The 20,821-nt window shown below is 55.4% G+C and carries 20 protein-coding genes and 1 pseudogene; 10 read left to right on the top strand and 11 right to left on the bottom strand.

Annotated elements, in window-relative coordinates:
• The first annotated feature begins 69 nt into the window (after window positions 1–69).
• From OM794_RS22275 to OM794_RS22285, 3 genes are all read left to right on the top strand, one after another.
• Window positions 70–1,137, top strand: coding sequence for an aromatic ring-hydroxylating oxygenase subunit alpha (locus OM794_RS22275; RefSeq protein WP_226249183.1), 1,068 nt, complete (start codon window positions 70–72; stop codon window positions 1,135–1,137).
• A complete protein-coding gene (locus OM794_RS22280) occupies window positions 1,134–2,102 on the top strand; it encodes a PDR/VanB family oxidoreductase (protein ID WP_226249182.1) in 969 nt (322 codons plus the stop codon). The genes OM794_RS22275 and OM794_RS22280 overlap by 4 nt, the downstream gene beginning before the upstream one ends.
• Window positions 2,103–2,183: 81 nt before the next feature.
• Window positions 2,184–3,206 (top strand): TRAP transporter substrate-binding protein, encoded by a 1,023-nt coding sequence (locus OM794_RS22285; protein ID WP_265154082.1) that lies wholly within the window; start codon window positions 2,184–2,186, stop codon window positions 3,204–3,206.
• 281 nt (window positions 3,207–3,487) lie between these two features.
• Here the strand turns inward: OM794_RS22285 and OM794_RS22290 are convergent, their stop codons facing one another.
• The 11 genes and pseudogenes from OM794_RS22290 to dctP all read right to left on the bottom strand — a co-directional run bounded on the left by OM794_RS22290 (window position 3,488) and on the right by dctP (window position 15,163).
• A complete protein-coding gene (locus OM794_RS22290) occupies window positions 3,488–4,303 on the bottom strand; it encodes a hypothetical protein (protein ID WP_226249181.1) in 816 nt (271 codons plus the stop codon).
• A gap of 183 nt (window positions 4,304–4,486) precedes the next feature.
• Window positions 4,487–4,996, bottom strand: a complete 510-nt coding sequence (locus OM794_RS22295; protein WP_226249180.1) for a DUF3592 domain-containing protein — start codon at window positions 4,994–4,996, stop codon at window positions 4,487–4,489.
• 141 nt (window positions 4,997–5,137) lie between these two features.
• Entirely contained in the window at window positions 5,138–5,401 is a 264-nt protein-coding gene (locus OM794_RS22300; protein ID WP_226249179.1) for a PAAR domain-containing protein, read from the bottom strand.
• Window positions 5,398–6,132, bottom strand: a complete 735-nt coding sequence (locus OM794_RS22305) for a hypothetical protein (protein ID WP_265154083.1) — start codon at window positions 6,130–6,132, stop codon at window positions 5,398–5,400. The genes OM794_RS22300 and OM794_RS22305 overlap by 4 nt, the downstream gene beginning before the upstream one ends.
• Before the next feature lie 172 nt (window positions 6,133–6,304).
• Window positions 6,305–8,236, bottom strand: coding sequence for a hypothetical protein (locus OM794_RS22310; protein WP_226249177.1), 1,932 nt, complete (start codon window positions 8,234–8,236; stop codon window positions 6,305–6,307).
• Entirely contained in the window at window positions 8,233–9,591 is a 1,359-nt protein-coding gene (locus tag OM794_RS22315) for a DUF4123 domain-containing protein (RefSeq protein WP_226249176.1), read from the bottom strand. The genes OM794_RS22310 and OM794_RS22315 overlap by 4 nt, the downstream gene beginning before the upstream one ends.
• 3 nt (window positions 9,592–9,594) lie before the next feature.
• Complete coding sequence (gene tssI / locus OM794_RS22320; protein ID WP_226249175.1) at window positions 9,595–11,559, bottom strand: type VI secretion system tip protein VgrG; 1,965 nt, start codon at window positions 11,557–11,559, stop codon at window positions 9,595–9,597.
• A 426-nt stretch (window positions 11,560–11,985) separates the two neighbouring features.
• Window positions 11,986–12,241, bottom strand: a pseudogene (locus OM794_RS22325) (protocatechuate 3,4-dioxygenase subunit alpha); the annotation flags it as partial.
• Between the two features lie 16 nt (window positions 12,242–12,257).
• Complete coding sequence (locus tag OM794_RS22330) at window positions 12,258–13,529, bottom strand: TRAP transporter large permease (RefSeq protein ID WP_226249174.1); 1,272 nt, start codon at window positions 13,527–13,529, stop codon at window positions 12,258–12,260.
• The gene (locus tag OM794_RS22335) at window positions 13,530–14,084 is read right to left on the bottom strand and encodes a TRAP transporter small permease (protein ID WP_226249173.1); all 555 of its coding nucleotides are present in this window, start codon (window positions 14,082–14,084) and stop codon (window positions 13,530–13,532) included. It lies immediately after the preceding gene.
• Between the two features lie 68 nt (window positions 14,085–14,152).
• On the bottom strand, window positions 14,153–15,163 hold the full coding sequence (gene dctP, locus OM794_RS22340; RefSeq protein WP_226249172.1) for a TRAP transporter substrate-binding protein DctP: 1,011 nt from the start codon (window positions 15,161–15,163) through the stop codon (window positions 14,153–14,155).
• A gap of 372 nt (window positions 15,164–15,535) precedes the next feature.
• Between dctP and OM794_RS22345 the strand changes: the two genes are divergently transcribed.
• From OM794_RS22345 to OM794_RS22375, 7 genes are all read left to right on the top strand, one after another.
• Window positions 15,536–16,000: a carboxymuconolactone decarboxylase family protein gene (locus OM794_RS22345; RefSeq protein ID WP_226249171.1), complete on the top strand. Its 465-nt coding sequence runs from the start codon at window positions 15,536–15,538 to the stop codon at window positions 15,998–16,000.
• Window positions 16,001–16,014: 14 nt separating this feature from the next.
• Window positions 16,015–16,824 (top strand): 2-keto-4-pentenoate hydratase, encoded by an 810-nt coding sequence (locus OM794_RS22350; protein WP_319001067.1) that lies wholly within the window; start codon window positions 16,015–16,017, stop codon window positions 16,822–16,824.
• On the top strand, window positions 16,821–17,588 hold the full coding sequence (locus OM794_RS22355) for a 2-keto-4-pentenoate hydratase (protein ID WP_226249167.1): 768 nt from the start codon (window positions 16,821–16,823) through the stop codon (window positions 17,586–17,588). The genes OM794_RS22350 and OM794_RS22355 overlap by 4 nt, the downstream gene beginning before the upstream one ends.
• 2 nt (window positions 17,589–17,590) lie before the next feature.
• Window positions 17,591–17,791, top strand: a complete 201-nt coding sequence (locus OM794_RS22360) for a 4-oxalocrotonate tautomerase family protein (protein WP_226249164.1) — start codon at window positions 17,591–17,593, stop codon at window positions 17,789–17,791.
• 10 nt (window positions 17,792–17,801) lie between these two features.
• Window positions 17,802–18,743 carry an acetaldehyde dehydrogenase (acetylating) gene (locus OM794_RS22365; RefSeq protein ID WP_226249162.1) on the top strand — a complete coding sequence of 314 codons (942 nt, stop codon included), beginning with the start codon at window positions 17,802–17,804 and terminating at the stop codon, window positions 18,741–18,743.
• Between the two features lie 11 nt (window positions 18,744–18,754).
• Window positions 18,755–19,762: a 4-hydroxy-2-oxovalerate aldolase gene (gene dmpG / locus OM794_RS22370; protein ID WP_226249160.1), complete on the top strand. Its 1,008-nt coding sequence runs from the start codon at window positions 18,755–18,757 to the stop codon at window positions 19,760–19,762.
• A 64-nt stretch (window positions 19,763–19,826) separates the two neighbouring features.
• Entirely contained in the window at window positions 19,827–20,783 is a 957-nt protein-coding gene (locus tag OM794_RS22375) for a VOC family protein (protein WP_226249157.1), read from the top strand.
• Window positions 20,784–20,821 lie beyond the last annotated feature (38 nt).

Genomic DNA, 20,821 nt, shown 5'->3' on the forward strand with positions numbered 1-20,821 from the left:
AAAACCTTCCTAGCCTTTACTTTGGATCCAATAAGCATAATTACAACGCTAAACTATAAGGAGTTAACCGTGACCCAACAAACCCCCTTTCCAGTGAATACTTGGTACGTCGCCTGCACCCCTGATGAGCTTACCGATAAGCCACTTGGGCGGACTATTTGCAATAAGCAACTAGTTTTCTTCCGTGGTGACGAAAACCGCGTGGCCGCCGTGGAGGATTTCTGCCCCCACCGTGGCGCGCCACTCTCCTTGGGCTTTGTACGTGATGGCAAGCTGGTCTGCGGCTATCACGGCCTTGAAATGAACTGCAGCGGTAAATGCGACAGCATGCCCGGTCAGCGGGTTCGAGGCTTTCCAAGCAATCGTGCCTATCCCGTCGAAGAGCGCCACGGCTTTATCTGGATCTGGCCCGGCGACCCCGAGAAAGCGGACGCCGATCTGATTCCCGAGCTGCACTGGGCCAATAACCCGGACTGGGCATATGGCGGCGGTCTCTACCATATTCAGTGTGAATATCGCCTGATGATCGACAACCTCATGGATCTTACCCATGAGACCTATGTGCACGCTTCCAGCATCGGCCAGCCAGAGATAGAGGAAGCCGCACCAGAAACAACGGTTAACGGCGATGAGGTGGTCACCAGCCGTGAGATGGAGAATATCCCCGCGCCGCCTTTCTGGCAGGCCGCCTTACGGGGTAACGGGCTCGCTGATGACGTCCCCGTCGACCGCTGGCAAATTTGCCGCTTTACCCCCCCTAGCCATGTGCACATCGACGTCGGCGTGGCCCACGCGGGCAATGGCGGCGCAAAAGCGCCGGCGAATGTGAGAGCCTCGAGTATCGTGGTCGACTTTATCACTCCTGAGAGCGATACCTCTATCTGGTACTTCTGGGGCATGGCCCGCAACTTCAAGCCGGAAGATCAGGCCCTCACCGACAAGATCCGCGAGGGCCAGGGCAAGATCTTCGAAGAAGACCTTGAGATGCTCGAGGCACAACAGCGCAACCTGCTCAAATACCCCGACCGTCAACTGCTGAAACTCAATATTGACGGCGGGGGGGTACAGGCGCGCCGCATTATTGATCGCATCTTGAAAGAGGAGCAGGCCAAGCAACCCCAGGAGGCAACGGCATGAGCCCCCCCTCTCTATCGCTTATTGTCGAGGTAAAAGCTCGTCACGAGGAGGCGCTGGGCATTGCCACCTTTGAGCTTGCGGACCCTCATGGCCGTCCGCTGCCCCCCTTTAGCGCTGGCGCCCACATTGACGTGCAGGTGAAAGAGGGGGTAATCCGGCAATACTCGCTGTGCAACCACTCTGAAGAGCGGGATCGCTACTTGATCGGCGTGCTGCGTGATGAGGCCTCCAGAGGAGGCTCCATCGCCATGCACGATGAGATTAAAGTAGGCAGCCTGCTACTCATCAGCGCGCCCAAAAACCACTTCCCGCTTAAACCCGCAAAGCGCACTTACCTGCTGGCGGGCGGGATCGGCATCACCCCGCTGCTGTGTATGGCAGAACGATTGGCGCGCACCGAGGCGGAATTCGAGCTGCACTACTGCGCCCGCTCCGCCGAGCACATGGCCTTTCGTGAGCGTATCAACACATCAGGTTTCGCCGATAGAGCACACTTCTACCTGGATGACGACACTGCGTCCCCAACCCTCGATCTGGAAAAACTGCTTAGTGAGCCCGAGGCTGACGCCCAGGTCTACGTTTGCGGCCCTAGCGGATTTATTAACGCCGTCCTTTCCACTGGCAAGCAGTGCGGCTGGCCAGCCGACCAACTGCACACCGAGTACTTTGCAGGTGCGGAAACAGCCAGCGAAGACGACGGCAGTTTCGAGGTGCGCATTGCCAGCAGCGGCGCCGCCTTTACCGTGCCCGCCGATAAAACCGTCTACCAAGTACTGGCTGAAAATGGCATCGACATCATGGTCTCCTGCGAGCAGGGGGTCTGTGGCACCTGCCTCACCCGTGTACTCGAAGGCGAACCCGACCACCGGGATTTATACCTGGATGACGATGAGCACGCGGCCAACGATCAATTCACACCCTGCTGCTCCAGAGCCAAGAGCAAAACCCTTGTGTTGGATCTTTAACCGTCTCAAACACCGTTTCAAAAAAGTTGCAAAAACAATCATAAAAACGTGCCCCGTTGACTAGACATCAGGATATCGACAATGAAAAAAATACCCACCCACCTAGCCAAGGCGACCCTGTTTGGCGTGTTTGCCGTTTCATTCGTGGCCCCCGCCGTGGAAGCCAGCACTACACTGCGCATAGCGCATGTCTGGCCGGGCGGCTCCATGATAGACCGCGAACTGTTTCAGGCCTGGGCTGAAAGCGTCGAGGAGGCGTCTGATGGGCAGCTGACAGTAGAAGTTTTCCCCAGCCAGACGCTAGCGAAATCGGCTCAAACCTACGAAAGCACTGTCAGCGGTATCGCCGATATTGGTGCTTCTGCCCAAGGTTATACGGCGGGCCGCTTTCCCCTCACGCAAGTCGTCGAGCTGCCGGGGGTGTCAGCAAGCGCCCGCCAAGGAGCCTGCATTCTCCAGTCGCTTTACGATCAGGGGCATTTTGAGCAGGAGTACGCCGATACACGCCCGCTGTTCCTGTTTACCACCGGCCCCGGTTACCTGCATACCAAAAACCAGCTGATTGAAACACCGGCGGATCTTGAGGGGCTTCGCCTACGCCGCCCCACGCCAGTGGTGGGTGATATGTTTGAACGCTTAGGTGCCCAGGCGGTGGGCATGCCAGCGCCGGATGTGTTTACCTCCATGCAGCGTGGTGTCGTCGACGGCCTCAGTTTCAACTGGGAAGGCATGAAGACCTTCCGGCTGAACGAACTGGCGCAGTACCATACTGAAGTCCCCCTGTATGACCTTTCCCTGTTCGCCACCATGAGCCAGCGCAGCTACGACAGTCTGCCAGCCGATTTACAGCAGGTGATTGATGACCACAGCGGCTTAGAGTGGTCGCTGCGCGCCGCAGAGGTTTACGACGAGATGATACGCCAAGGGCGTGAAGAAGCCGTTGAAGCGGGGCATGAGTTTGTGGTCATTGAAGACGCCCTGGAAGATCCCGAATGGGGCCCTGTGCTCCAGCAAACCATTGATGATTACTTGGAGGATATTGGCGGCGCTGCCAATGAAATCTACAATACCGCGATGGATTTACAGCAAAGCTGTCAGGTTTAGATTTGAAGCTATAACAAAAGGGCAGCCAACGTAGGCTGCCCATTGTTCTTACACCCAGAGTTCTTACCTACTTAGCATTAACTCAATGGATAAGCAGCATATCCTTCACATGGCATGCCTATCATTAACCGCCCAACGGCCCCTTTCAGGACATCTCTCCTGGTATATCCAGCGTTTCGAATAAGCGCTACGGCTGCTCCTTGGTTCTACTCGAGGCGCTAAGAATCACGGTGCGGTGGTTCGCTTTATCAAACAAAACCATGGCCTTTACTTGAGGATAATCACTCACTCAATAACTGATTAATTTCCTGAACTTTGCTTTCAAGATCTTCTTTCTGAGCATCCAGGTACTCTGCGTCAGCCATACCAAAATATGGAATTGATGGCCCAAACATCCCGCTACCAGGCTCTAAAGCTGCAAGACGTTCGCTCACATTTTCAACCTGTGAACTTAATCGTTGTGTAAAGTTATTTTTACAAACACTGGGAGTAGACCACCTCAAATGGCTAGGCACCGTGATATCCTGGTCGAGTGCCGACTGACGCGACTCCATGAACTCAGCGCATAATTGCGCAAACTCCTCAAGGCGATCATCCAGCGAGGATTGAAGAGTCGCTATTTTTTCTTGTGCTTCATCAATTTTTGCCTGTTGCTCTGCTTCCCTCGCTTCGGCATCAGCTTTCTGCTTAGCTTCTCTTGCCTCATTTCTAGCCTGCCGAGCTGCTTCGCGCGATGGTTGTGCAAGTTCGCTGACTCTCTCTCCCAGTTCCCTGTTTTCAAAGTGTGAAAGCTCTATGCCCATTGGGTTTAGCTCGCTGTCTTGAAGCCTGTCACGTAGATCCGTGCGACAGTCAGCTTTGATCCTTCCAAGATACTCATCTGGGATATCTTGGACGATTTCATCTTCCAGCCCTGCAAGCAGGCGTACACAGTCTTCTGTATTGCTCAAAATGCGGGGAGGCAACGGCTGCCCATAGGCCTCTTCATGCTCACCCAGCAATGAAACCAGCTGTTCATCAGTTGCTTCAGGAACACTATCACCACATGCAGCAAGCAACAGGACAGACGAGAAAGCAAAACAGCGTGATATATTCAAAATTCACTCCTTTGAATCAAGTAAAAGAAACGTAGCAGTTGTGCGATTTCTCCCGCAGTAATAATCTTTACGGCGCGAGCCGACCGAAGCTAATTATACCTTTGAAAAATTGCCATGACCATATTAATCAGTCATTTCTTGACAACCGCCCTTAGCAATATTATTACCAAAAAAGCGTTATATTTAATTAGCTTTTAATAAAGACATGCGCACTAACACCAGACCCACAAAAGCGAACACTACGCCCATCAAGGTGCCTAAAAACGTAGTGCCCTTCCAAATACTCCTCACAAGATAGGACTCGCTTGGGTTTGAAGGATTAACCCAAGCAAAGAATGTATTCACACCTTGCCTAGAATGCTCAAGCTCGCGATCAAGCCAGTTAGGATCTTTAGCTAAAACATTGTCATAGTTACTGACATCATTACTAACGTACTGAATTCCTTCATATGTATACGTATAGCTGACCTCGGGTCTGTAACTCGGAGATGAATGCCGTCTTCCCCCTGACACTTTCACCATATCCTTTTCTAAAATAACAGTGGGCACTTTATCCCAGAACATACTGCGCCCGTAATCATAAAAAGGGATCATCACCAAACCAAAAAACAAGAATAGACCGATAAAAAAACCACAGATGCCAAATATAAAGAAAAGACCGCATCCTTTCTTAACATTTAAAAAGCTAACCATTAACAGCCTATACTTTGAATATCGATATTAAAGTGGCAAGGCGAACAGCGACCTATTTTCCAAATGAAGTGCCTGCCACTAATCGGCCAATGACTCCTTTCAAGATCCCTCTCCCTGTATCTTCATCATTTCGCATAAGCGCTACGGCTGAACCTTGGCACTGCTCGACGCGGTAATAATCTCGCCACCATGATCGGTTTTACATCCCAAATAGGCGGTAGGCCGACCATCGTGGTTGGAGTGGCTGGAGCCCTCGATAATGGTAGCGCCGCAGCCGGTTTTGTCACCCACCCGTGCCACGGGCTGGCCCTCAACAAAAGAGGGCGAACCAGTGATAATTTCCTTGGTGCCGTGGCCGGGAATGGGGCAGCGGTGGAGATCGCCTTTACGGGCAACGGGTTTCATCGGCAGATTTCCCACTGACCATCGCGTTGAATAAAGTAGAGTCTAACGAAACTAGCTTGGTACTCTTGCCCTGCGTGACCAAACGCAATGGGCACATTAACTCCTTCTGTTGTCAGCCAGGCCACACGATTACCCGCCCCCAGATTTAACGTCAACGGCTCTTCAGGGAAGGGGTCTAGCTGGAAAAGGTTTGGGTTATCAAAGAACATGGTGAAGCTTGCTCGCTGGCGCACGTAGGCCTCGGGCTCACCGGAAGCCTGAGCAAGCTCTTCAATCATGGTTTTCGAGGCATTCATGAGCGCATCGTTATCTTGCGCCTCAAAAAGCGTATATAGTCGGCGATACTCACGGGTTAGGCTATCACGGGTAGCATTACTGTCTCTTAATACGTCGCCTTCCTCCCAGCACCAAGTGGGCATCGGCTGACGATTATTAAAAGGCACCTCCAGTCTGAAATAGTCATCATCCCAACGGATGGCACTAGCTACCACACTTAATGGAGCTTGATCATCTACATTAACAACTTCTGGCTTAAAATCTTCCAAACCAGGCTGTATAACAACCTCAAAGGCAGTTTTGGCTTCAGTATTGGGATTTTGCCCCGGCTTCCAATACTCCATGGAAAGGCGCAACTCATGCTGCTCGTCAAATGGTTGGTCAGAGGGTACTGGCCAAGCATAAAATTGAATTTCATTACGACCATTACGTATATATTGTGATGCTGGCAGCATCGTATTCTGGTGTCCCGGCACTCCTGAAAATTCAGCATAATATCTTGCATATCAATTGACGATGCTAATCCATTAACGCTCCAACGCACGCCAAACTGGTACTCCATGTCTTGTGCCATCGCCTGTGTCTCCATTACAAGTAAAAAAGATAGTAGTAACGCCGCTAGAGCTTTCATGAGAAAGGTATAAACTCCCCGGTATAGCCCTCGGCAAGAGGGTAAGTGTTGGTATTTTCCGAATCTTCAACCCACTCGATCGTCGTGGTGTTTAGTACGGCTTGTCGTGAATTAGAACTGGGGCCTGGACGGCCACCAGCACCAGGCCGACGATCACCAGACTCGACATTCACTTTCTTGTAAGACTTAACCTTCAAAGAAGCGCCTTTATGGTAAAGCTGATAACCCCAACGGCCTTTATCTGTCTTAATGCGAATACCACCCTCAGTGACGATCTCCGCTTCATATCTAAAAACATACCTTTCAGTGATGATTGAGTCGAAATACCCCATGATGCCGCCCCCCGCCTTGGCGGTAAGTTTAATCTCGACCTGTCCTTGGATTGTTTCTTCTTCAAATTCATTGTTGAAAAAATCGTAAACGCCGCTGAGCGCCTCATCAGAAGTGGTATCTCCAGAGGACTTGAACCCCGCTCCCAAGGCTATCTCCATATACAAGGATGGAGTGAGTTGATATTCGACCGCCCCCAATATGCTTCTGCCCTTCTCAGCGTCCTCTAGAAATGTCAGCAATGTATGGGCTGCCGCGCCCAAAGGGGTCATTATGGGCAATCTTCTTAATGCACGTTTCAATGCCAAGTAGATATCAACTTTGACACCAAACGCAAAATCTACCGAAAGCCCTACCTCGAGTTTCCATGTCAGCCCCGGGCCATTGTTTTCTTCCGTTTGCTCTGTCCCAGCCTTGATGCCTAGTTTGGGCCCCACCGTGAAAATATTGGTTAACTTATTTTTATCGTGTTCAGTACTCAAATTTTTAGCCAGGCTTTTGGCACTATTGGTCAATGAGCCAATAAACCGGTCAACAGAGCTACTTTGTTGGCGACTCCTATCCTGATCCCGAAGCGATGGCGCACTGTCGTAGGTAGTAGTTTCACTACGGTATTTACCGACTTCTATCTTTTTCGTATTGCTACCGCAGGTCACATCTATCTGGGCATCGATTTGCCAGCCCTGTTCGTGCGTGACCTGGCGGGGGTTGCTTCCCATACCATGCTCACTTCGCAGCCGCCTTGCCTCACTGCGCGGGATATTCTCGGTGCCTATTTGAGGCGGCTGTAAGCTCACTTTTCCCGCGAACTTCAGGCTCGGCACAGTCACAGAGGTAAAGAAAAAATCCTGTGTACCATCGTAGCTAATCTTGAATTGTTCCTCTTTCACCATAACGGCTCGGTTCATGATGATATCGAGAATAATCGTGGCGGCTTCAAAGGCAAGACCGTAATCGCCCAAACGAGGTATATTGAGCAAGGTCGGGCGTGGGTTTGTCTCTACGGTAAAGGGTATTTCGGCACCCGAGGTAATGGACGTACCGTTCAGCGCTTCAGTCCAGTACAGCCTATGAGCGTCATGGGGGCAGTCATCGGCTAACGTTATGGTGACAGTACCTTCGTCCTTAAATGTTGTGCCCTGCAAGAATCCTTCGAAACTCAGCTCACCTGATACCGCTTTATCCGCTACAAAGTAAATTTTACAATCGGTATCTACCAGTTCATTTTCACCTTGCAGAGTCACTCGGTTATTACCGCCTGAATGACAAACAACCTCAACTTTTTCGATACAGGGGGTTTGTGATGCACACACAGTACAAACGGCACCGAACTCGGGATCTTGGGCTTGGGGTCTCCCTTCAAGTACGGGTAGAGGCATAGAGGGAATCGGGCTTTCGGCCAGCTCTTGACCACCGTTGGCCAAAAAGTCGTTGTAATGGGTTTGGGTAGTGATCGCCTCAAATGCATCACGCTGTATATGATCATTAGCCTGCATAGCATTCTGGATCGATCTTAGCGTTGTATCGGGGCTGGAGAAGTGCTCTGGTTGATGTTCTGCTAAATACGCAATGTCTTCAATACTGGGTTGATAGCTCATGGACGTTCCTCGTCAGCGATGGGCCGATAGTTGTCTTCATGCTGACCGGCTTTTTGATAGGGGGCCAATAGCGCATGCCGGATACGCCCTCGGGGTAGCCACTCTTCCAGTAACTGGCACTTCCGCCAGCCAGCTAGTTTCGCGTTGCCGAGGATCCGCTGTGCATCGGGATGCAGCTGGGCAAAATCGGCACCCATCTCCAGCACACAGATGACCAGGGTTTGGATCTGTTTTTTAGAGGCAAGCCCATACCGCTCCCCTAGTTGTGTGGCGTCGATCACCGCACGCATCCGCTCGCCTTCGGATACCTGGGGATAGCGCTCTTTGAGTGACCGCGCGAGGGCTTGGCTTGCCCGTGACTGGGCAAGCTCCCCAAAGCGCTGATACTCCGCCTGCCCTATCGCAAACTGCCGCCCCTGGCCGTTGGCGGCGCGGGCATCGTCGCTGAGGGCAATGCGTACTAGCCTTCCCTGTACGTCGCTGGCATCGGTGTCGAGCTCAATCTCAGGGGTTAGTGTCAGTTCAGTGGGAAACACCATTAAAGGCGAGGCAGGCACTATCACCGTTTCGAGTGGCGCCATAAAAGCCGCCAGCTTCCAGGGTTCCAGGGCTTGGCTCATATCCAGCGCCACCCGGGGGTCGTAGAAGCGGAAGTAGACCGGGGCCTGGTCGTTGGCGGGCGTCCAGAGCATGGTGAACTTGCGCAGGTGGCTGCGCAGTTGCTTTAGGGTGGCGCTGGATTGCAGCAATATCCCCCAGTGCTGATCCTGGGGCAGGCCTTCCAGCCAGGTGCGAATCTCGCTATCGGCGTCAATACGCACAAGCCACGGGGCGTTGGCCTGGGTGGCGGTGTCCGTGGAGGCGTAGAGACAGGTGTGCTGGTCATCGGCTTGGCTAAGGCGGGCCATGGCATCACGGCAATTAACACCGTCGATGACCGCCCATAACGGTGGCTGATGGGGGGCAAACAGCGCTTGCCAGACGGTCTCTTGATAATTCACCGGCGGGAGAACCGCTGCTGGTTCAGGTTCAGGCGCGGGTTTCGGCAACAGGGGCAGCATCTCGCCATACGCCACCGGGTGTTGCGACGAGGTGGTGTGGGCCAGTTCCACCAGCCCGTGGGCGATACCTTCTCGGCGGCAACGCTGGAGCAGGGTCTCAATGGCATCGAGGCGGATCAGCCCCAGGCCGTCAGCGTGGCACTGCTGCTGTAGCAGCGCCCTGACCTGGTCGGCGTCTTCGGCCAGCACCGCGACCACGGTGACAGCTTCATCAGCGGCCTCTTCCCAGCGCCGGGCACTGGGGGAGTAGGCCATCACATGGCAGCGGGCGAGCCAGTAGTCGGCCATGGCCATGGGTTATTCCTCTTCAAGCGGGCAGTGGGAGACAAACGGGCTGCCCTCCCCTGCGGCGGCTTCCAGCACGGCGGGGATGCTGGGCAGCGCCGCCGCACTGGGCGATGCCGAGCCAACATTGAGTACCGGGGTGACATCCACGCTGCCACCGCCGACCACCAGCGCAGCACCACCGGCGACCAGGGTGATTTTGCTGGCATCAAGTATCAGCTCGCCATCGGCTTTGAAAGTAATATCGCCATTGGCGTGGGTCTGGTAGCTGCCGCCGACCGTTAGCCCGCGATCACCGTCCACCTGCTCGGTGTGGTTAGTGTGCACGGTGATATCGCGATTGCCGTCGATGGTTTCGACGCGATCCTTGGCGACCGCCAAGTGGGAGTTATTGCCAATGGTGGCGGTGTCGTCGAACTCGACTCGCTTCTGACGGGAGTTGAGGACATGCAGCTCCATATTCTTCTGGGCATGCATGTAGATAAACTCTTCCCCGGCCTTATCTTCAAAACACAGTTCGTTAAAGCCTTCGCCTTGGTGGGTCTGGGTTTTGATGGTGGTGCGGGTTTTGTGCTCAGGGAGTAGGTACGGCGCTGTATTAGCGGCATGATAAGTGCGCCCGGTGATCAGCGGCTGATCCGGATCGCCTTCAAGGAATGAAATCGTGACCTCATGCCCTATCCGCGGTATGGCGATGCTTCCGTAGCCCGCCCCTGCCCAACCTTGGGATACCCGCACCCAGCAACTGGCTTTCTCATTAGGCTCCGCGTAGCGATCCCAGGGAAACTGCACCTTGACCCGGCCATACTCGTCACAGTAAATCTCTTCCCCTGGCGGCCCCACCACAAACGCCACCTGAGGGCCGTCCACCCGCGGCTTGGGATTAGGGGTTGCCCGCCAGGCCGTGTCACCAGGCCCCAGTACCAGGGTGTTGTGGTAGCGGGTCATCCCGCCATTATCGCTACTGGAGATACTGTCCTCTTCTAGCGCTTGGGGCTGTTCGCCGTAGTGGGTGACCTCGATAAGCTGCCAGTCGCGGTTGAGGGCGTCGGCGTCGTGATCGGTGAGGGTAAAGCGCGCCCCTGGGGCAAGCTCGGGTAGGTCACTCTCGGCGTGCGCGGTGATGGCTTCGCGGCGCAGGTATTCAAGTCGCGTGCGGGTAAACGGCTTGCCGGATGCGTCCCGCTTATAACGCCCCGGGTAGTCGTAGTGTTCATAGTCGGCGCGTTGGCCGTGCTGCTCAATATCGCGGCCCTGATGCTCATGCAACTGTGCATAGCCAGGGTTCTTGAAGGTGTAGTCCTTGAGCATGGCAGAGGAACTGGCCACTCGCGCGGTCTGGCGCAGTTTGCGCACATGGCGGGTGGGCGGCGTTCCCCCCGCGCGGCTGTGATAGGTACGCTCGCCCAAGCTGCTGAGCATTTTAGGATCGTCGCTAAAGACCAGGCGGTAGGATCCTGCTTCAAAGGTATGGTAGTAAAACAGCCCCTCTTCAGCCGCGAGGCGTTCGACAAAGGCGAGGTCGGTCTCGCGATACTGAACACAATATTCACGTTCGACGGGCTCGCGGGTAACATCAAACGTTATGTCGCTAATGCCGCGTTCCTGGCAGAGGGTAGTGATAATCGCGATGGGCGTGACTTGTTGGAAAATACGCGAGTTGTGCCGCAGCGAAAGACGCCAAAGGGCGGGACGTAGCACTAAGGAGTAGAAGGTGCGGCGATGACCGCGATCACCCTGGGAAAATTCGCTAACAATGCCATGGATGTGACGTAGCGCTTCTCCACTGTGCCAAACAGTGAGCGTGGCGTCACGATCCAGTAGCTCGGCGGCATTGAGTTGACCATTGCGGCTGGCAAAGTTGAGCGTTAGCTCAAAGGGGCTTGAAAGGGACTCACGGTGGGTAAAATCCACCACGGCGACATCGTCTACGCCGGGTAGTGTGAGCGTAAAAGACAAACCGTTGCCGTTCGCCATCGCCTCTTTCCTTGGATCGACCATTGCTAATAAGAGGGGCTTAGCGTAGCGAGATACCGTGAAGGCGCAACCGTGTGCAGAGGTGCCGTGGCGATGGCTGGGATGCCGATCGATTACTCAATAGCCCAAAAAATCGACCTTAACCAAATATAATCAACAGCTTAAATAAAATATGCTTATTACCCATTGCATATTTGTAAGATATTTCTTACAAAATTTTCCGAAATAGCTTACAAAAAAATTTCCTGACAGAGTCATTTAATCATCAGGTTGCTGCTTAGAATCCTGATACCAACTACTGCTACAAACCACTGCGACAAGCCCCTCAAATAGCACTTACTACTTAGATTGCTCATCTCAACCGCCATACAAAAAAAGCGCCATGACAACATCACAGCGCTCTTTTGCAGTGGCGAAAATAACGACTTAGAAATCAAAAAACACCGTCTCGCCCTCGCCCTGTAGGCGGATATCCAGCCGGTAACGCACCTTGCTACCCACCTCTTCGCGCTTGGCGATCAGCGTTTGGCGTTGCGGTGCGGCCAACGCTATTGAACGGTTTTTTTAGATCGTAATCGGCTTGCCACGCTTCCACAAAGGCATCGCTCACCAAGTCTCCGTTACCGTCGATGACGATATCCACCACTTCGATATGCTCACCCTCGGCGCTGGGATTACTAAGATCTGATTTAGTGTTATCAGTACCCCAGTAGCCGCGGCAAGCCAGTGACTGTTACTGGCACGAAAGTTATAAGAAGCAATACCAGCATTTCCACCAGGAATAGTGGCAAAATCCGCTTCGACAACTGGGCCAGCCCCACGTTCGCCACCGAGTCTGCCACGAACAGGCATAGCCCCATGGGGGGCGTGATCAGACCGATCATCAAGTTGAAAATGACGATGATGCCGAAGTGCACCGGATCCACGCCCAAGCTCACTGCGATGGGGTGCAGAATCGGCACTAGCACCAGCATAGCGGCGATGCCCTCCAGAAAGAGTCCCACGATCAGGAAGAGAACAATTACCGCCAGCAGGAACGTCCAATCCACTGAAATGTAGGCCAGAGTAAGGTCAGTGAGCATGTTGGGCACGCGGTTGAAGGTGAGCAGCCAGTTGGCCGCCGAGACCGCGGCAATGATGATCATGATCACCGCGCTGTCGACCATAGTCCGCGAGAAGATACGCGGCAGATCCCGCCAGCCGATCTTGCGGAACAGTACCGTGCCCACAAAGAGTGCATAGGCCACAGCAAAGGCGGCAGCCTCAGTGGGGGTGACGATGCCTAGCAGTATGGAGCCCACCACGAACACTGGCATCAACAGCGGAATAATGCCGTCGACCAGAATGGTGCGCTTTTCCTCACGGGGTATAGGTAGGCTCCGCTTCTGATAATGGCCAGCAAAGATCATTACATAGCCAGACAGGAAGATGGCCAGCAGCAGGCCGGGCACAATACCGGCCAGGAATAGCGCAGGCACCGACACCCCGCTCACGATCAACGCATAAATAATGACCGGAATACTCGGCGGAATAATTGGCCCGATTACCGAAGAGGCCGCCGTTAGTGCCGCGGCAAAATCTCTAGGGTAGCCCTCTTTCTCCATCTCGGGAATAAACACTCGACCCAGCGCCGAGGTGTCCGCCACAGCCGAGCCGGAAAGCCCAGCAAAGATCACCGAGGCCCAAATATTCACATGAGCCAAGCCGCCTTTGAGCCGGCCTACCAGGATCTTGGAGAAAGCAATGATGCGGCCGGTGATTCCACTCTCGTTCATCAGTTCTCCGGCCAGGATGAACAGCGGGATCGCCAGTAGCGCATAAGAGTTAAGCCCCGAAAACATCTGGGTAGGTACGGTGGCCAGCTGGTATGGCATCTCACCCACGGCCATGAAATAGAACAACGCCGCGATGATGGCGAAGGCGATAGGCATGCCGATCGCGAGACTGCCTAGCAGGAGGATATAAACCATTTATGGCACCTCAGAGGTAGGGGAACGCAGGCAGACAATGCGCTCAATGAATTTGAGCAGCGCCGCCACGGCTAATAGAGCACCGCCGAGGACGATAGCGAACTGGTAGGGGGCTAGCGTGCCAAAGACATTGAGTAATTCCAGCCCTGTAACTTCGCGCAGGCTCCTCACCGTACTGCTAAGCCCCGAAATGCGCATTCCACCTCGGCTGGACATGAATTGATAGCCGGACCAGACCAGTAACAGCCCCACCACAATCACCGCTAGATCAACGACCAGGAACAGGCGCTCTTTCACACGGTTTGGCAGGAAGTCTAAGATCACGCCCAAGCGCACATGGCGATCCTGCAGATAAGCCAATGCCATGCCGAAAATGACCCCATAGATTCCCAGGAATACGGGGACTTGGTCACCCCAGGGTAGTGACGAGCCGAGCACATAACGGCTCAGCGCGTTCAGGAGAACGATCAAGAAGAGTAAGACCATCGACAGGCCGGCACCGAACGCGAGGAGTCTCGCCACCAGCCAAAGTGTGGTTCGAAAGAGGATAGCCATGACGATAGCTACTCCATAGTTACGGGTCATAAAGCCGTGCCGACCCGAAGCCGGCACGGTAAGCGTGCTTACTCAGTGGCGTTGGCGATAGCTTCCTGCAGTCGCGTGACCCACTCGGCATCATCACCCAAGTCGCTCTCGAGCCATTCGATGACCGGTGGCTGTGCTCGCTCACGGAATAGCTCAAGCTCCTCAGGTGTCGGGCTATAGACCTGCATTCCCTCTTCCTGCACTGCCTTTAGTCCCTGAGCAGTGGTGAACTGCTGGATAGAGCGTCCCATGATGCCGGCCATCACACCCGCTCGAGTAATTATTTCCTGATCTTCTTTAGAAAGCCCCTGGAAGTAATCGTCATTGATTACCAGAAAATCAGCTGCGTAGACGTGACCATCCAGAGTCATGTAATCCTGGAGTTCATGCAGGTTGTTGTTGTAAATGGTGCCAACTGGATTCTCGTGACCGTCGACAACACCAGTAGAGAGGGCTGTTGGTACTTCGGACCAGGCGATTGGTGTCGGCTCACCACCCAGTCCCTTTACCATCTCAACGTAGAGCGGGATATCCTGAACCCTGAACTTAAGGCCCGCCATATCATCCGGGGTGCGGATCTCTCGCACACTGTTGGTGAAGTGTCGCACGCCGGTTTCACCGTAACCCAGGGTTCGCAGCCCGGTTTGATCCAGGCAGTGTTGGGCGAGGGCATCGCCGAACTCACCATCAAGCACCTTCCAGGCGACTAACGGGGTTTCGAAGATATAGGGAATATCCAGCACACTCGCGGCCGGACAGATCTGCGACATACCTCCCGAAACCATCACTACCTGAGTCATGCCATCCATGGCCTGCTGAACCAGTTCATTTTCATCGCCTAGCGAGCCTGCTGGGTAGATGTCCACTGTGTGGTCAGTCTCGGCCTCGACGATATTCTTGAACATATGCGCGGCTGCTCCCTTCTTGGAACTCTGCCAATCGTCGGGATCTACGTGCGCGAAACGAATAGCGTCGGCCTGGGCTGCTGCACTCACGCCAAGCATCAAGCTGGTTCCCAGCATGGCCGTTTTCCAGAGCATTGATTTCATCGTCTTCTTCCTCATTGTTTTTATGAACCGTCGGCCCCGGGCGAATGGTCTGCCAGGGTAGAGTTAATCATCATCAATTGCTTTTATGATTTTTTGTATGCAAAAGCAAAAATAACGATAACGAAAAACCTAGTCCTCAACGCCTGAAAGGTCAACATCACATAGACTATTGTCTAGCCCTTCTGCCTACTTCATTTTCAAAAAACAGTATTTCCGCGCAACAAGTTGTTTATATGGCTTTTTATTACGCTCCTATACTACTTTTATAAAATACCATTGACACTCTGGGAACATAGCGCTAATTTCTAATCAACATCCATTTGCATGCAAATATATTTTTGCCGCTTTTTTACACCCACGGGAGTCACAGTAATGACATCACCTCGACTCGACTTGGACGTCATTGGTCAAGCCATGGGCTTGGCAAGCGCCGCTCAAAAAGATGCCATCAATACCCACCAACAGCCTTATCTCGACCTGCTCGGCTTTGTGCCCCCACGCATTGAAGCCCGCTTCGGCACTACCGGTGTTATGGATCCCGCCATGGTCGAGATGCAGGAGAAAATGCGCAGTTACGCTATGGATACTCCACACCTAGAGCCGAAGATGGTTCAGGTCATCCTGTTCGGCATGCTGCTGATGGCTGGCAACGATGCCGCTCAGACCCACTGCATCGCTGCTCGCCGGTGTGGTGCCAGCTGGGATGAACTCCAGGCCACGATCAATCTTTGCTTTCTGTTCCGCGGCCTACCAGCCGCCAATCGCGGTGCCCACATGCTGGCCAGCGTAGCCGCCCACGAGGCTGAACAGGCCACAGATTCTATTAACGAGCAATAAGCCGGGAGCGCACTATGACGCCGGAAACTCTGCAGCAGATTGCCCATCAACTGCTCAATGCTGCCACCTGCGGCAACTTTATCGAGCCGCTGCGTGAGCGGTTCGAGGGTCTCGACATCGCCTCGGCCTATGCCATCCAGCAGCACAACACCGAGGCACGACTCGCAGCTGGACAGCGCATTGTCGGCCGAAAGATCGGCCTTACATCACGAGCAGTTCAAGCTCAGCTGGGTGTTGACCAGCCTGATTACGGCGTCCTGTTTGATGACATGGGCTATGGCAACGGCGAGCCAATTCCTTGGTCACGCCTTCACCAGCCCAAAGTGGAGGCCGAAGTCGCCTTCGTACTGGGCCAGGATCTGGCCATGTCCAATCCCACTCAAGTGGATGTAATTCGCGCCATTGACCACGCCGTGGCTGCCATCGAGGTAGTTGGAAGTCGTATCGCCGATTGGAACATTGGTATTGTCGACACCATAGCCGACAACGCCTCGTCCGGAGCCTATGTGCTGGGCACAACCCCCCGCCGCTTGGAAGACCTCGACCTGACCATGTGTGGCATGGTCATGGAGCGTCGTGGTGAACCGGTCTCGGTAGGTGCCGGACAGGCCTGCCTGGGCAACCCGCTCAATGCCGTATTGTGGCTGGCCCGCAAGATGGTCGAGCTTGGTCAGCCACTGAGAGCTGGCGACCTGGTGCTCTCCGGTGCCCTGGGCCCCATGGTGGCGGTGCAGCCAGGCGACGTGATTGAGGCCCGCATCAACGGTCTTGGCAGCGTTCAGGCCGTCTTTGAACAAGCAATGAGTGACGAGGTGGCGGCATGAGCGAGATTCAACAGCACGCAATTCGGCTCGACGAAGCGGCCCGCACCGCCAGCGCCGTGGAACAGATCGACCCCGAATCGCGAATATCGCTGGAAGAGGCCTATGCCATTCAGGCGGCGTCAATCCAGCAGCGCCTGCAGCGCGGCGAGACTCGGGTGGGCATGAAAATGGGCTTTACCAGCCGCGCCAAAATGATCCAGATGGGCATCGACGACGTGATCTGGGGACGCCTGACCAGCGCCATGCGCATTGAAGAGAACACAACTATCAGTCTCGCCAACTATGTGCACCCGCGAGTAGAGCCGGAGCTAGCCTTCTTGCTTCGTCGAGATCTGCCGGAGCGGGTCACCGCCGCCGAGGCCCTGGGGGCCATTGAGGCCATCGCCCCAGCACTGGAAATCATTGATTCACGCTACCGCGACTTCAAGTTCTCGCTTCCCGACGTGATCGCCGACAACGCCTCCTCCACCGGCTTCGTGGTGGGCGATTGGGGCGACCCCAGGCTCGATTTTACCAATCTGGGGCTGGCCATGAGCTTCGACGGCAAGGCCAGCCATGTCGGCTCTACCGCCGCCATCCTCGGCAACCCCATCCGTTCGCTGGTCGCCGCGGCGCGCCTGGCCGCCCAGGCTGGCGAACCACTGCGCGCTGGAGACATCGTACTGGCCGGCGGCGCCACCGCCGCCGAGTGGCTTAAGCCCGGCCAATACGTGCGCTTAGAGATGCAGCAACTGGGTAGCCTCGGTTTCCACGTAGAGGAGTAACCATGCCAATCGCCACCATCAACATCATCGAAGGCCGCGACGCAGAGAAGAAGCAAAAGCTAATCGAAAGCGTTTCCCACGCCATCAGCGAGAGCCTGGACGCCCCTCTGGAGAGCGTTCGGGTGCTGGTTCAGGAGTACCCTGCCACCCACTGGGGTGTCAGTGGGGAAACCATGCAGCAACGCCGCGCACGGCAGCAGTGAGGTCACCATCATGAGTCAGAAAATCAAGGTCGCCATCATCGGATCCGGCAACATCGGCACCGACCTGATGATCAAGATCCTCCGCCACGGCCAGTTCTTGGAGATGGGGGCAATGGTCGGCATCGACCCGGCCAGCGACGGCCTGGCGCGCGCCGAGGCATTCGGCGTGCCCACCACTGACGGAGGCATCGAAGGCCTGCTGTCCATGGACAACATCGATGCCATCAAGATCGCCTTCGACGCCACCTCCGCTGGCGCCCATAAGCTACACAGCGAGCTGCTAAAGGCCCGAGGCATCAAGGTGATCGACCTGACTCCGGCGGCCATTGGCCCCTATGTAATACCGGCCATCAATCTGGACGAGCACCTGGATGCCCCTAACATCAACATGGTCACCTGTGGTGGTCAGGCCACCATTCCCCTGGTCGCCTCCGTCTCCCGGGTTGCCCGTGTGCACTACGCCGAGATCGTCGCATCCATGTCCAGCCGCTCCGCCGGGCCTGGCACCCGAGCCAATATCGACGAGTTCACCGAGACCACCTCGAAAGCGATCGAAGTGTGCGGCGGGGCCGAGCGTGGCAAGGCGATCATCATCCTTAACCCCGCCGAGCCGCCGATGTTGATGCGCGACTCCATATTCGTGCTCTCCGAGCTCGCAGACGAAGCCACTATCAAGGCCTCCATCGAGCAGATGGTCACTACCGTGCAGCGGTATGTCCCCGGCTATCGCCTCAAGCAACAGGTACAGTTCGAGGTGATTCCTACCGAGTCTCCGCTCAATGTACCAGGCATCGGTAAGGTCAGCGGCCTCAAGACCTCGATCTATCTCGAAGTCGAAGGGGCCGCCCACTACTTGCCCGCCTACGCTGGCAACCTGGATATCATGACCTCCGCCGCCAAAGCCTGCGCTGAGCATCTAGCCGAGACCCGTCTGCTGGCTACCACCGCCTGAGGAGAGCACCTATGAGCAAGAAACTTTACATCTCCGACGTTACCCTGCGTGACGGCAGCCACGCTGTGCGCCACCAGTACAGTCTCGACGATGCCCGGCGCATCGCCCGTGCGCTTGACACGGCACGGGTCGACTCAATCGAAGTCGCCCATGGTGATGGTCTGCAGGGCTCTAGCTTCAACTACGGTTTTGGCGCACACACCGACCTTGAATGGATCGAAGCAGTGGCTGAGGTGGTTGATCACGCAATGATTACCACGCTACTGCTGCCAGGGATAGGCACGGTGCACGACCTGGACGCCGCCTACGCCGCCGGAGCCCGGGGAGCTCGAATAGCCACTCACTGCACGGAAGCAGATGTCTCACGCCAGCATATCGAGCATGCTCGCAAACTGGGTATGGACACGGTGGGGTTTCTGATGATGAGCCATATGCAGCCCCCCCAAGGGTTGGCCGAGCAGGCCAAACTGATGGAGAGCTACGGGGCCCAAACTATTTACGTAGTGGACTCCGGTGGTGCGCTGACCATGGATGGAGTACGCGATCGTGTGCGGGCCCTAAAGGATTCGCTAGACCCATCGACCCAAACAGGTATTCATGCTCACCACAATTTGAGCTTGGGCGTAGCCAACTCCATCGTCGCCGTGGAGGAGGGCTGCGACCGGGTAGATGCCAGCCTGGCCGGCATGGGTGCCGGTGCTGGCAATGCGCCGATTGAAGTGTTCATCGCCACTGCCGACCGCCTGGGCTGGGAGCACGGCTGCGATCTCTACACCTTGATGGACGCCGCCGACGACATCGTGCGCCCCCTTCAGGATCGGCCGGTGCGCGTCGACCGAGAGACTCTGGCACTGGGCTATGCTGGCGTCTATTCCAGCTTCCTGCGCCACGCCGAGGTAGCCGCGGCGCGCTACGGCCTAAAAACCGTGGACATCCTGGTGGAGCTGGGACGGCGCAAGATGGTTGGTGGGCAGGAAGACATGATCGTCGACGTAGCATTGGACATGTCCCGTCAATAATTGCCCGGCAAGTTTGCTAACAATAATAAGACGAATGACCTACCACATTACAGGAGGAGAAGAGATGCGCTATCAGGAACCCATCCACGATGTCGCCAAGCTGGGCCACGCCGAACTGCTCACCCCAAAGTTTGACGAAAGCCTGCACTTTTTCACCGAGGTCTACGGCCTCGATTTGGTTGCCACCGAAGGCGACAGCGCCTACCTGCGCGCTTGGGGCGACCATGACCTCACCACACTGAAGCTCACCGCCTCCCCTCAAGCCGGGCTCGGTCACGTGGGCTGGAGAGCCATGAGCCCACAAGCCCTGGAGCGCCGTGTCGCCGCCCTGGAGGCCCAAGGCATTCAGGGGCGCTGGATTGATGGTGACGTGGGCCACGGTAAGGCTTATCGCTTCAACGGCGTCGGCGGCCATGAGATGGAACTCTACTTCGAGTCCGAGAAGTACCAGGCCCCGGAGGAGAAACGCTCTTATCTGCCCAATCAGCCCCAAAAATTTCACGGCCGTGGAGTGGCCGTGGCCCACATCGACCACATCAATTTGCTTGCCCAAGACGTGGTCGAGATGCGTAGCTTCGCCGCCGAAACCATGGGTTTCAAGCTGCGTGAGCACTTGATTCCGGGGGGCCAGGGCGAGGAGGTGGGCGCCTGGATGAGCCTGATGAACAAGGCCCACGACCTGGCGATCACCAAGGAACCCGCGGCAGGTGTTAGCGGCCGTCTTCATCACTTGGCCTACATGGCCGAAAATCGCGAAGACGTACTACGCGCCGCCGAGATATTCATGGAGAACGATGTTTTCATTGAGTTCGGGCCGGCCAAGCACTCACGCACGCAGGGCTTCTTTCTCTATGTCTACGAGCCGGGCGGTAACCGCATCGAGGTGTTTTCCGGTGGTTTCCATATCTTCGAACCGGACTGGAAACCAGTCACCTGGGGAACCGAAACGAAAGGTCGCTCCACCGCTTGGGGGCTGGAGTGCCCGCCAAGCTTCCATCAGCATGCTACGCCACCGCTCTGAAGTGCATCCTCGTCCCCAAAAGGCATCTCGTTAAAGAC

This window comes from Halomonas sp. BDJS001 (genome assembly GCF_026104355.1).
Lineage (GTDB): Bacteria > Pseudomonadota > Gammaproteobacteria > Pseudomonadales > Halomonadaceae > Vreelandella.

Coding starts and splice junctions, on each gene's coding strand:
- OM794_RS22280 (WP_226249182.1), top strand. CDS start 1,134: ATGAGCCCCCCCTCTCTATCGCTTATTGTCGAGGTAAAAGCTCGTCAC.
- OM794_RS22285 (WP_265154082.1), top strand. CDS start 2,184: ATGAAAAAAATACCCACCCACCTAGCCAAGGCGACCCTGTTTGGCGTG.
- OM794_RS22295 (WP_226249180.1), bottom strand. CDS start 4,996: ATGGTTAGCTTTTTAAATGTTAAGAAAGGATGCGGTCTTTTCTTTATA.
- OM794_RS22300 (WP_226249179.1), bottom strand. CDS start 5,401: ATGAAACCCGTTGCCCGTAAAGGCGATCTCCACCGCTGCCCCATTCCC.
- OM794_RS22305 (WP_265154083.1), bottom strand. CDS start 6,132: ATGCTGCCAGCATCACAATATATACGTAATGGTCGTAATGAAATTCAA.
- OM794_RS22310 (WP_226249177.1), bottom strand. CDS start 8,236: ATGAGCTATCAACCCAGTATTGAAGACATTGCGTATTTAGCAGAACAT.
- OM794_RS22315 (WP_226249176.1), bottom strand. CDS start 9,591: ATGGCCATGGCCGACTACTGGCTCGCCCGCTGCCATGTGATGGCCTAC.
- tssI (WP_226249175.1), bottom strand. CDS start 11,559: ATGGCGAACGGCAACGGTTTGTCTTTTACGCTCACACTACCCGGCGTA.
- OM794_RS22330 (WP_226249174.1), bottom strand. CDS start 13,529: ATGGTTTATATCCTCCTGCTAGGCAGTCTCGCGATCGGCATGCCTATC.
- OM794_RS22335 (WP_226249173.1), bottom strand. CDS start 14,084: ATGGCTATCCTCTTTCGAACCACACTTTGGCTGGTGGCGAGACTCCTC.
- dctP (WP_226249172.1), bottom strand. CDS start 15,163: ATGAAATCAATGCTCTGGAAAACGGCCATGCTGGGAACCAGCTTGATG.
- OM794_RS22345 (WP_226249171.1), top strand. CDS start 15,536: ATGACATCACCTCGACTCGACTTGGACGTCATTGGTCAAGCCATGGGC.
- OM794_RS22350 (WP_319001067.1), top strand. CDS start 16,015: ATGACGCCGGAAACTCTGCAGCAGATTGCCCATCAACTGCTCAATGCT.
- OM794_RS22355 (WP_226249167.1), top strand. CDS start 16,821: ATGAGCGAGATTCAACAGCACGCAATTCGGCTCGACGAAGCGGCCCGC.
- OM794_RS22360 (WP_226249164.1), top strand. CDS start 17,591: ATGCCAATCGCCACCATCAACATCATCGAAGGCCGCGACGCAGAGAAG.
- OM794_RS22365 (WP_226249162.1), top strand. CDS start 17,802: ATGAGTCAGAAAATCAAGGTCGCCATCATCGGATCCGGCAACATCGGC.
- dmpG (WP_226249160.1), top strand. CDS start 18,755: ATGAGCAAGAAACTTTACATCTCCGACGTTACCCTGCGTGACGGCAGC.
- OM794_RS22375 (WP_226249157.1), top strand. CDS start 19,827: ATGCGCTATCAGGAACCCATCCACGATGTCGCCAAGCTGGGCCACGCC.